Source organism: Vibrio cionasavignyae (assembly GCF_050337155.1).
Lineage (GTDB): Bacteria > Pseudomonadota > Gammaproteobacteria > Enterobacterales > Vibrionaceae > Vibrio > Vibrio nomapromontoriensis.
Genome location: NZ_JAKJSR010000024.1, coordinates 105,535 through 117,037, shown reverse-complemented (window position 1 = coordinate 117,037; position 11,503 = coordinate 105,535). Strand labels below are relative to the sequence as shown.

The following is an 11,503-nucleotide window of genomic DNA, read 5'->3' as shown; positions in this document are numbered from 1 at the left end:
GATCAAACTCTTCAATTTAAGATTTTGTCGGCTCAATGAATACTGACTTCAAAACTGTCCCTTACTTAAAAAGTAAGAAGTAATTTTAAAGCTATTATCGCTCCAACAGAACGATAATGAATTTTGACTGTGTGACAGTAAGTAAACTTACTACCCTTAGGTCACGTGTTCATTGAAAACCATTTTACTTCCTAAGAAGTTGTTTATCTCCGCTCAAAGCAGAAGTAAACATAATGATTATCATCAACAAGTGTCCACACAGATTGATATAGGTCTAAATTGTTAAAGAACATCTCTTCACTTGGTTAAGCAATTTGCTTTCCGTTTGAAGAGGCGGCCATTCTAGCGAGATATTCTTTCGTGTCAAACACTTTATTGATTTATTTTTTACTTATTTCAAAAACAAATCCTGAAATCTCTTTTGGCTAGAAGCCTTACTGAACATTGCCTTGAACCCTTGTGGGCTCTGCCGTGTCACTGAGGACGCATTATAGAGATAGAAGTCACATTGGCAAGTGTTTTTAACTAAAAAACTTGAAAATAGGCGCTTTTGGTTGAATTTCACACAAGACTGTCCAAAATCGTAGATTAAGCGTTCGAAATACCCACTTGCTTAACACTCTGACCTTCTTTAATACGTGGCTCTACTGAACGATTTAGGTTCTGTGGGAAGTTAGAACCAAGCTGTTCCGTCAATAGTAGAACAGCATCGTGAGCCATACGACTGATTGGAAACTCAATGGTTGTGACTTCTGGATACAGAGCTCGACAACTATCAACACTGTCATAACTGATAATCGAGATATCTTCAGGGCATTGTATTCCATGTTGATAACAATATTTCATTATCCCACGAGTCATTTCTTCACCCGTTGAAAATATGGCACTTGGTTTTTTCTGCAATGCCATTACTGCAGCCATAGCATCGTAACCACTATCTAGCTCATAGTCTCCTTCAATAATGTCGCTTTGACCTATCGTCAGTTTATGATCTGACATGACTTGAATAAAACCCGCTAAACGAGCCTTCGTGCTGTCCCTATCGCACGGCCCTGTCACGCATACAATATGATGGTGCCCTCTATCTATTAGATAGCTCGTTGCTAACGCAGATGCTGCTTGATGATCAAATGTCACGCAGCGTTCTTTAATGCCAGCGATATACCTATCTAAAAGAACAAATGATGATGTCGTCTTAGATAAATTAATCAATTCTTCATCGCTGAGATAACGGCTATGCAGGATAAAACCATCGCAACGTAAATCACGAAACTTATCGATGGCTTTCTTTTCTCCTTCAGCGCTGTGGTGTCCTTGCGCTGTAATTAAAAACTTTTGTTGCTCATCAAGTTCTAACTGAACTTGATTCATCATCTGACCAAAGAAACCACCAGTATAGTAGGTAACCATCAGCCCAATCATGTTTGAGTTTGATTTCGCTAGCGAGCGTGCAATTGCACTCGGTCTATAATCCAGCTCAGCCATCGCTTCCTCAACACGACGTTTGGTGTCAGCACGAAAACTTCCCTCACCATTGATGATTCGAGAGACGGTTGAGCGATTGACCCCCGCCAATGCAGCAACTTCCTTAATACTTGCCATTGACATTATTTCCTTGTGATTGATTACTGAGTGGCTGGCCCAATAGTACGTTAATTCATTGGGTAACAAAAAGAGGTAACCATGAGTACAAGGTGAATGTTAGGGAACGTACTCACGGTTATCGACAACCGTGTCGATCAAACAACAGCACTATAGTTAGACAGCGTTATCGCATTGCTAGTAAGCAAAGAGCGTAACTCTGCCGATTTTAAAACCTCCAACTCATGCTCTCGGCGGGTGCTATAAGAGCTCATCGAATCCAATTCTTTGTCAGCGATACCCGGATGGCACATGACTTCCACAACAGAATACGATAGTGCCCACTTTCGTACATTCGGAATCAACCAATCAAGTGTCGCCGTGACATCGTAAAAACCGTCAGTAAATAAATACTGCTTCAATTCAGGCTGAGCACGATAGGGAACACCGAACTCTTCACTCAATTGTTTGACGACCTCGCGTACAACAGGGTGCAAATGGACGTGATGGTGACTATCTATATGGCTAAGCTCAATGTCATAACTCAAAAAGTGCTCCATCTGACGTCGCAACTCTTTGTATATATCCGCTTCATGTTCAGGAGTTATTGTTACCATCAATTGCTGATAACTTAAAAAGAGTCCATTTTCATTGACTAGTGGGTAATTCGAAGACATAGGCGCACCAGCTGTCAACCTCAGATGAATACCGACGCTCAGTTCAGGCGCTTGCTTTAATCTCAGCAACGCATCACTTTCCCCGGGCATCGCTACCATCATCGTCGTTGACGACACAACACCATTAAGATGACTATCAATAATTCCTTCATTGACCTTTCGGCATAATCCATAGTCATCTGCATTGAAAATTAACTTCACCTATATCCTCCTTACGTTGGAACTAGCGTGCACTAAATTGCGGCAGGTCGTTATCATTTTCCACTAAGATATCTGCAAGTAAAGATTTGGCTACTTGAATATCATTTACCAGTGGGTGAGTTGCCAACGCTAATAACGCCGTCTCTTTGTTGCCAGAAACGGCTGCATCCACAGTCAGCATCTCATAACTTTTTACTCGTGCAATGAGGCTGTCGACGTAGTGTGGTAAAGGGTCTGTGGCAAGCGGGGTTGCTCCCTCGCTTCCTACGACCGCGGAGCATTCAATTACAGCATCGTTCGGTAAACTTGCAATGACACCACCGTTCTTCACATTTACCACATGTAACGCATTGCGATTATTGTAAATAGAATCTACCAAATCGAGTGAAGCATCTGAGTAATATGCTCCACCACGCTCTTCGAGTTCTTTTGGTTTACTATCTAACGAGTCTTGTTGATATAACCGAAACAACGCCGCTTCCGTCTCCATGACTTGGGTCGCTCTACTGCCTTGACTTCGATAAGAATCTTGCTCTTCAGCAAGCATTGCGTCCGTTTGATAATAATAACGATGATAAGGACAGGGGATGACTCCTAAAGCATCCAAAAAGTTGGGGTCCCAAGGCTCCTCAAACACATTTTTCATTGAGAAGTTAGCGCCATCTCCCACTTTTTTAAGTAGTGCCTGGGTAACATCCTCACCATCTAAATAGGCACTCGTCACCCATACTAAATGATTCAATCCTGCGAACTTCATTTTCAACCGACTAGGTTGGCAATCTAACATATCCGCCGCCATCATCTGCATGGAAACGGGTACATTACACAGCCCTATAGTTTTAACTTGGCTATGCTTTTGAATCGCTTCTGTCACAAGTCCAGCAGGATTTGTAAAATTAAGCATCCATGCATTTGGAGCGAGCTCTTCAATATCTCTGCAGATATCAAGAATTACAGGTATAGTTCTCAACGCCTTGGCAAATCCACCAGCGCCCGTAGTTTCTTGCCCGACCCTATCGTAACGAAGTGGTATAGCTTCATCTTTTTGCCTTGCAGCCAAGCCACCAACTCGAAACTGAGTCATAACAAAATCCGCACCTTGAATCGCTTTTCTTCGATCCAATGTTTGAGTTACAACAATGTCCGCCTTCGCCTTTGACACCATACGCTGGGTCAAGGCTGTAATAATAGAAAGCTTTTCCTCACCCGCTTTAATATCCGTTAAGCAAATCTCGGTTACCGGTAAGCGATCAAGACGTAATAAAATCCCTTCTATTAGTTCGGGGGTATAACTACTACCACCACCGATCACTGCAATTTTCAATGAACCTGACGTCATCATATTACCCCTGTGGTAAGCCCTTTCGTAATTCAACGATTTCCGTCGCTAACTCATGAGCAAGAATGGTCGTCATAAGATGATCTTGAGCGTGAACCATCACTAAGGTCATTGGGATTTTCCCTTCACCTTGATCTAATTCAATCAACTGTGTTTGAATTAAATGAGCTTTGTTCAAGCACTCTTTGGCTTTTTCTAGTGAACCCTCTGCAGAGGCTAGGTCCAGATTCCTGGCTGATCTTAACGCTTCAAAACAAAGGCTTCTTGCTTCACCTGCATTACAGATAATCTCCATAACAACCAATTCTTGATCCATAATAATCTCCTCGTCCTTATCTTTATGCTGTTGCAGGTTTATCTGCAGTGACTACCTTGCTTTCATCTTGAGGCTGCTCTTGCTCTAGCAGTTGTTTCTCGAACATCTTGAAGAATGGAAGATAGATAAATAGATCGATGACCATCAGGATTGCCACTAGTAATACGGGTGACAACGTCCAACCAGACCCCCAAGATGCTCCAATAATGGCGGGTGCTGTCCATGGTGTCGTCGCGACCCCCATACCTACTAAGCCTGCATGTACAGCAAAATAAGCAATGGTGGCATTAATCACTGGCGCGAAAACAAATGGGATAAACAAAATTGGATTCAGCACGACCGGGCTACCAAAAATTACCGGCTCATTTATTTGGAATAAGCCAGGTACGGCACTCATACGACCTAAGCTTTTAAGGTGCGCAGAACGACTAAACATCATCAAAATAACCAACGCGAACGTCGCGCCAGAACCACCGATGAATATATAGAAGTCCCAGAATGGTTGAGTAAAGATATTTTGAACGGGCTCACCCGCAACAAACGCATCAATGTTAGCGCTAATATTAGTTAAGAAAATTGGCGATAGTAGACCAACAACTATCGCAGCACCATGAATGCCGGCAAACCAAAGAAGCTGACATACCAACAGAGCACCAATAATCGCGGGCAGTGTATTTGAAGCACTGACAAGAGGCTTAAACATTGCCATCACAGCATCAGGAATGAGCATGTCATATTGAGTTTGGACAAAAAGGCTTAGTGGATAGAGAATCAAAAAAACGGCTAGGACTGGCAGCAAGACTTCAAACGAGCGAGCAATCGCTGGCGGCACCTGTTCTGGCATTCGAATCGTGATGTTGTGCTTTTTCATAAAGCGATACAACTCGACAGCAAAGAAGGCACAAATAACAGCGGTAAAGATCCCTGTGCCCCCCATGTGAGCAGTAGGGAGCCCACCATCTTTTGCCGGAGAGGCCACTAAAAGAAAGCACATCAATGACAAAGTCGCACTCGTTATGCCATCCATCTTATAGGACTTAGCCAAACTATAGGCAACACCAAGAGACACGAAGATCGTCATGATCCCCATCGACATACTAAATGGCATCATAATGGTATCAAAATGAGTCGTCGCTAGATCGAGCCATGCTCGACCAAAAGAATTAGTGGTCTCCTCAGTAAAAGGAGGAAAAGCAAAAACGAGAATAAAACTACCCACAATAATAAATGGCATTGCGACAATAAAGCCATCCCTCATCGCTCTAACGTGGGGCTGATTACCCACTTTAGTCGCAAGGGGGGCAATATGCTTTTCTACGATATTAATAATCGCATCATAAAGCTTCATAATATATTCCTTTATTTTACGTTAAACTGATAATCAATTAATCAATGAGAGCGAGCGCTTGTTCAAGAACCTCTTCTCCCTTCATCATTCCATAATTTTGTGGTGAAATTGCCTCGATGTTTTTACCATGTTCAGTCGCCACTTTTCGTAACTCATCAAGTTGAAATCTTACCTGAGGTCCGAGTAGACATACATCGTAGTGAGCAATATCTTCATCAAACTCCGACACGGACTTTGCTTGAATCTCGCATTCAATACCCCTTTCTTTCGCTGCCACTTGCATTTTTTTCACCAACATACTGGTCGACATTCCTGCGCTGCAGCAAAGTAGTATTCTCTTCATATAACCTCCATTCCCAGTGATATAACCACCCTAACAAAAACAACTTTAACATTAAAGCGCAACCGGTTGCGTTTTTGGTTGAAGTGGATCGCAAAAATAAAAACACTTGATTTATTACCATAACTATTTCATTAGATTAAATATCAGCTTTTCCATTTCGTTATTATTAATCAATAAAACAAGGACTATTTATGAGAAAGGTCACTAGTTTAATCGGTAGCTTACTTATCCCTCTATCATTCAATGCTATAGCGCAAGATCCTAAAGCCACTATCTACCTCACCTTTGACGATGGCCCCATAAATGCATCAATTAAAGTGATCGAAACACTCAATAAGCACAATGTAAAAGGATCGTTTTTCTTCAATGCGTGGCACCTCGATGGTATCGGGGATGAGAATGAAGACCGAGCATTAGAGGCTCTGATGCTTGCACTCAATACCGGCCATATGGTGGCAAACCATAGCTATGATCATATGGTACACAACTGCGACGGTGCGAACGGTGAGAATACCGCTGCGGCATGTAATGCGACAGGCATGCACAACGTTAACTCTTATCGTGATCCCGCCTATGATTACACCTTCTTCCCGCTAAATCTGGCTAAACTTGAGCAGCATGTTCCTAACATCAGCAGCTATGACAATTATGTCGCCGATCAGTACGCTCGTTTGCCGTATACCAATGGCTGGCGAGTAGCTAAAAGTTTTAAAGCTGATGGGCTCTGTGCAACTTCAGATGACTATTTACCTTGGGATCCTAACTATGTTTGCGACCCTGACAATCCATCAAATAGCTCAAGCAATGCTATGACACTATCCGATATGTTGACCAATGACAGTTATCAGCTATTCGGCTGGGATCTAGATTGGGCACCTGAAAACTGGGGGATCGCAATGCCCGCTAACAGCTTAACGGAGCCGGAACCATTTCTTGAGTATGTAGAGGCCTCTATCAATACATGTGCACCTGTCACTATTGAGCCTGTTAATTCCAAATCACAGAATTTTCCATGTGACACTCCACTCCATAAAGACAAGGTCATTGTTCTCACCCATGAGTTCCTATTTGAAGATGGGCACAGAGGCATGGGCGAAACCCAAAATATCCCAAAACTGGATAAATTCTTAGATCTTGCGCTAAAGGCTGGGTATGTGTTCGATACTTTAGATAACTATATTCCTAGCTGGAAACCAGAAGTGCAGTACTCAGTGGGAGAACATGTGAACCACGAAGGTACCATTTACATTGCACAAAAGGCTCATTACTCTCAAAGCGACTGGGCACCGTCCTTACAATCAACACTATGGTATAACGCAGACCCTGCAACAAACTGGAAATTAAACGTTAGCTACGAACAAGGGGACTCTGTGGTATATAACGGCTTGCAATACACTGTCATTACCGCTCACGTATCACAAGCAAGTTGGACTCCAAATTCAGAACCATCTTTATTTTTACTAGCAGCTACTCAATAATCTATCGTTAATTAAGTAGCATTACCCTCAAAATAATAAGAGATTCGAGCTCGAGGATTCAGATACTCTCGGATCTCTTCTGGTAATTTCTCTGGATGAATCACTGATTCAATGGTGAGTTCTTTTGGTGCTAACGTAATGATAGGTGCTTGTAGCTTGGGGACGCTAGGATCGTACAGCAAGACATTTGGGCACAACAAACTACCACTATTGATAGAGATAACTAAGCCAACCATATCATTCGAAAGCTTAACGATCGTGCCCGGCGGATAAACCCCCATATACTTGATTAGCATATTCAGGTTCTCGGCGTTGTAAAGATGCTTACTATGCTTATAGAGATAAGAAAGCGCGGCATACGGTATTTTTTTCTCGCTCGGGTTCTGATGATGACACAAACCATCAAAAGCATTAGCCACTGAAATAATTTGAGTGACTGAATCAATTTCGTCCCCCTTCAACCCTAGCGGGTAACCAGAGCCATCAAGTAATTCATGATGCTGCTCAATCACCGTAATGACATCATCAGGTAATGTACCAATCGCTCTTGCAATGTCGGCACCATACTTAGTATGCAGCTTCAGGTAATTATGCTCGGGCTCGGAAAGCGGGGTTGTTTTTCGCAAGATAACCGATGGGATTTTCACTTTACCGATATCGTGAAAAAGTGCCCCCATACCGACAGCTTTAATTTTCTCTCCACTAAATCCTTTCGCTTTGGCTATCATCATCGAAAGCACGGATACATTGAGACAGTGAAAGTAGAGATCTTCGAATTCACTTTTACTGCCCATCAAATGCAGCGTGACTTCATCTTCCGACAACAGAGAGTCGACAATATCTTCTACCAGTAACTCTGATTCTTGAATCGCTAGCTCAGGACGGCTGCGTAACTTCGCCATAATACTGCGAATGCGCGCAAGCGATCTATCAAACTCCTTCTCACACTGAGAAACCCTGCGGCGATATTTACTTAACGTTTCGATTCGCTCTTGCTTTTCCGCCCACAACCTTTCCGCTTCATCAGACTTCTCATTCGTTAATAGATGTGAAGATTCACTTATCGACTCTTCTGCAGGAAGCGGTATTGTGTCACTCAACTCAGGCGTAACATACACATACTTGATTCCGAGTTGCTTGATAACTCGTACTTGTTCGTCTGATTTTATTTTGAAGGTATTGAAGAGGAAAGGATGGTCATTCCACCTTACGGGGAGCCTAATATGTAAGCCTGGTTGAAGTCGGCTCACCGACATTTTTATACTAGCCACAAAATCACATGCAACAATGAGTAAAACACGCGAGGAGTCTAATGAACTCCTCGTCAATCTTCATCTATAAGTTTAAAAATACAACCTATTATGTGCATTTCGTCAAACTAGGCCAATTAATAGTACTTATTCTACTGGTTTACTTTTTAATAATGCGGCAATTCTAGGATCTAGACTCTTACCATGTGACTGCTCAAATTCTTCTCGCTTAATATCAATAAGATTCTTCACCGAGTGCTGAGCAAGCCCCTTCGGTACTTCTGTCACCAGCTTGCCTTTTTCTTGGAGGCTCATTGCTTCACGATAAAACTCTTTGAAGCGCCGAATGATCATTGATTGAGGAACCCGTCTCAGTTCGTAGCCCTTATTTTGAATAATCCAGGTTTCTAATTGATTTTGCGGCGTCTTCGCAACCACACGGTTCATCGCTTCCATAAGCTCTGATTCGGTTAATTGACTTTTAAGTAACGTTAATTCGCCCATAATAGGCGGCCACTTCTCTCCGGCTTGAAGACGTTCCCGACAATGCTGCATAATTCGCATCAATTCAGCTTCAGTCACGCTATCAGCAAAATCTAAAAAACGCCCCGTTGGTCGACGGCCATAAGATTTCAGCCACGTCGATTCATAGATGCTAAGTAAAGTACCAAAAATATAGTTACACCAATCACTTGGTACTCTTTCATGCTGCGCTTCATCAACCAATGACTTTGTCGGCAAACGGCCTCTCTGCTGGGATACCACAGACGAAGATGGCGTAGTAGTAGAAGTTTTCGCCACTGCAGATGTGGTAGGCTTGGGATCTGAAGCCTTTAGGTGTTCCAAGCTGCCACTAACGCCCATCTCACGGAGCTTTTTCTCCATGGAGCCAAAGTCCACATTTTTTGGTTTATTACCGTTACCCATATTAAACACCTACGTTATGGTAAAAAGGAGCAGCTATTCGCTCTAAAAGTCAGGTTTCTTACCCTGCCCTCTCAAAAACTCTCTAAATTCTTCAGAAGGACTAACATCAACCGACTTATTGTTTTGATACGATTGACGTCTTCTTTCTTCAGCCTGTTTTCGGCGATCTTCCGCCTGTTTCTCGTTCACAATCCACAGACGTAGCTTATTCAGCATCTGCGTAACCGAAGTATACTCATTCGCACGAGCTTTATAGTACACCACAAACTTCTCCCAAAAGAGATTCGGATCGATTTCTAAGCGAGAAAATGCCAGTGGCTGCTGAGCCCACTCAGGAACCACAAATTCATTCAGTTCATGAGTTGAAATGTACTGCTGGCTTTCACCCTGTGATTGACCTTGTTTACGTCTGGTCGATGCAGAAGGAAACGTGTTTGTCGCTTGTGGCTTGACAGGTACACCAATAATTGAACGAAGATTTCCCGATTGCTTCGCATACTCAAGCCAGTTATCCAACTGACCCGCGAGTCGGTTAATGTTCATCGTAGGCGATGGATTGCTTTCTTGCATAAAGCTTTGCCAAACCTCATCTCGACGATTTGCTGGCACTTTATATAGGTTGAGTTGTTGGTGTGACCAACCTGGGGCGCTGGATTCATTCTGCGCGCTAACCTTAATTGGAGCGCTAGCTTGCTCAACAGGCATCGACACAACAGGAATCGAGACCGACTCCCCCTCTGGCGCCAACAGTTTGAGATGATGTATTTGCTTTCTGCCTCTTGTTTCCACATGAGACTTAGTCATGACACCTTTATTGACTAAGGATGTGAACACATCAGCCAATCTAAACTCACCCAACAAACATTCATTTGCGATATCGGCAAGAGCAATTGACACACTCCCATCGTGACCAGCGAGATCCGCTAGCTTCAGCAATACAAGTTTTTCACTCGCTTCCACATTCGTTTGTTGCCATGCAATATGGGTAAACTTCGCGCTCACAATCACTCTCCTATCTAGTACTTTGATTTTAGCGCCTTTCGCCTTGAAAGACGAGTACAGCTAAAGCCTCTCCGCCTGCTTCAGACAATTAACGTCAATTAGACTGTTTGTTGAAAACAAGAACTTTGTGGCAATAACTAAGGCAGAGGTATCGACTCTTCGTCGGAAGTCATCATTATCGACAGTGGCGTATAATAATGCAGATAAGCTTTTGATAAGATACAAAAAAGCCTCGACTTTCGTCGAGGCTTTTTTGTTTAAATATGGTACCGGTGGGCGGACTTGAACCGCCACGCCCGAAGGCAACGGATTTTGAATCCGTCGTGTATACCAATTTCACCACACCGGCATCTTTAGGCTATTGCCCTTTGATGTTTGGCATTATACGTAAGCTTGGATGACGTGCAAGAACAAAACACTGTTTATTCATTTGTTTGCTGTTTTTTTGGTCACAACGTGATGCATTTCCGCAACGGAGGCTTTCACAAGCCCTTTAGAATCGTTATTCTGTGGTCAGATTAATAGATTAAAAAGTAGATAAAATGAAAACACAACCTTTGCCTCCAGCAGGCCTTTTTCGCCGCTTGGGTGCCTTGTTTTACGATAGCTTAGTCGTTTTGGCGTTAGTAATGATGGCAGGCGGTCTCGTCGTCGCCATTCTTGAGGCGCTCGTTGCTGCCGGGATGATCTCATATGGCTCTTATACCGATGCAAGCGATTTACTCAGTCGTCACCCCATTTGGAGTCCTATTTACACAGCATATCTTGCGATGGTTTGGGTCTATTTCTTTGTTTATTTCTGGACGAAAGCAGGACAAACATTAGGAATGCGTGCGTGGAAACTGCAAGTTCAGAATTTACAAGGTGGACGAATTACCGTCACTCAAGCATTAATCCGTCTTGCTACTTCTGCATTTGGACTCGCTAACCTCGCCGTTCCCATCGATACTAAAAAGCGCGGCTTTCAAGATATATGGGCAAAAACACAAGTTGTCGTGCTGCCTAAAGCACAATAGCCTTTGAATGAGGCGTTATAATAAA

At 43.0% G+C, this 11,503-nt stretch carries 11 protein-coding genes and 1 tRNA gene; 2 read left to right on the top strand and 10 right to left on the bottom strand.

Features of this window, described 5'->3' with window-relative positions:
* Positions 1-588 precede the first annotated feature (588 nt).
* The 6 genes from L4D74_RS19235 to L4D74_RS19210 all read right to left on the bottom strand — a co-directional run bounded on the left by L4D74_RS19235 (position 589) and on the right by L4D74_RS19210 (position 5,805).
* On the bottom strand, positions 589-1,602 hold the full coding sequence (locus L4D74_RS19235) for a LacI family DNA-binding transcriptional regulator (protein ID WP_428754065.1): 1,014 nt from the start codon (positions 1,600-1,602) through the stop codon (positions 589-591).
* Between the two features lie 137 nt (positions 1,603-1,739).
* Positions 1,740-2,459, bottom strand: coding sequence for a chitin disaccharide deacetylase (gene chbG / locus L4D74_RS19230; RefSeq protein WP_428754064.1), 720 nt, complete (start codon positions 2,457-2,459; stop codon positions 1,740-1,742).
* Between the two features lie 22 nt (positions 2,460-2,481).
* A complete protein-coding gene (locus L4D74_RS19225; protein ID WP_428754071.1) occupies positions 2,482-3,798 on the bottom strand; it encodes a 6-phospho-beta-glucosidase in 1,317 nt (438 codons plus the stop codon).
* A gap of 4 nt (positions 3,799-3,802) precedes the next feature.
* The gene (locus tag L4D74_RS19220; RefSeq protein WP_428754063.1) at positions 3,803-4,114 is read right to left on the bottom strand and encodes a PTS lactose/cellobiose transporter subunit IIA; all 312 of its coding nucleotides are present in this window, start codon (positions 4,112-4,114) and stop codon (positions 3,803-3,805) included.
* Positions 4,115-4,136: 22 nt separating this feature from the next.
* Complete coding sequence (locus L4D74_RS19215; protein WP_428754062.1) at positions 4,137-5,462, bottom strand: PTS sugar transporter subunit IIC; 1,326 nt, start codon at positions 5,460-5,462, stop codon at positions 4,137-4,139.
* Between the two features lie 37 nt (positions 5,463-5,499).
* On the bottom strand, positions 5,500-5,805 hold the full coding sequence (locus tag L4D74_RS19210) for a PTS sugar transporter subunit IIB (protein ID WP_428754060.1): 306 nt from the start codon (positions 5,803-5,805) through the stop codon (positions 5,500-5,502).
* Positions 5,806-5,996: 191 nt separating this feature from the next.
* Between L4D74_RS19210 and L4D74_RS19205 the strand changes: the two genes are divergently transcribed.
* Complete coding sequence (locus tag L4D74_RS19205) at positions 5,997-7,283, top strand: polysaccharide deacetylase family protein (protein ID WP_428754059.1); 1,287 nt, start codon at positions 5,997-5,999, stop codon at positions 7,281-7,283.
* Between the two features lie 11 nt (positions 7,284-7,294).
* On the opposite strand, the gene L4D74_RS19200 is transcribed toward L4D74_RS19205, so the two are convergent.
* The 4 genes from L4D74_RS19200 to L4D74_RS19185 all read right to left on the bottom strand — a co-directional run bounded on the left by L4D74_RS19200 (position 7,295) and on the right by L4D74_RS19185 (position 10,811).
* Positions 7,295-8,554, bottom strand: a complete 1,260-nt coding sequence (locus L4D74_RS19200; protein WP_428754057.1) for an HD-GYP domain-containing protein — start codon at positions 8,552-8,554, stop codon at positions 7,295-7,297.
* A 126-nt stretch (positions 8,555-8,680) separates the two neighbouring features.
* A complete protein-coding gene (locus L4D74_RS19195; RefSeq protein ID WP_428754056.1) occupies positions 8,681-9,460 on the bottom strand; it encodes a hypothetical protein in 780 nt (259 codons plus the stop codon).
* Positions 9,461-9,502: 42 nt separating this feature from the next.
* Positions 9,503-10,462 carry a hypothetical protein gene (locus L4D74_RS19190; RefSeq protein ID WP_428754054.1) on the bottom strand — a complete coding sequence of 320 codons (960 nt, stop codon included), beginning with the start codon at positions 10,460-10,462 and terminating at the stop codon, positions 9,503-9,505.
* Positions 10,463-10,726: 264 nt separating this feature from the next.
* Positions 10,727-10,811, bottom strand: a tRNA-Leu gene (locus L4D74_RS19185).
* 193 nt (positions 10,812-11,004) lie between these two features.
* Between L4D74_RS19185 and L4D74_RS19180 the strand changes: the two genes are divergently transcribed.
* A complete protein-coding gene (locus L4D74_RS19180; RefSeq protein WP_428754053.1) occupies positions 11,005-11,478 on the top strand; it encodes an RDD family protein in 474 nt (157 codons plus the stop codon).
* Positions 11,479-11,503: the final 25 nt, after the last annotated feature.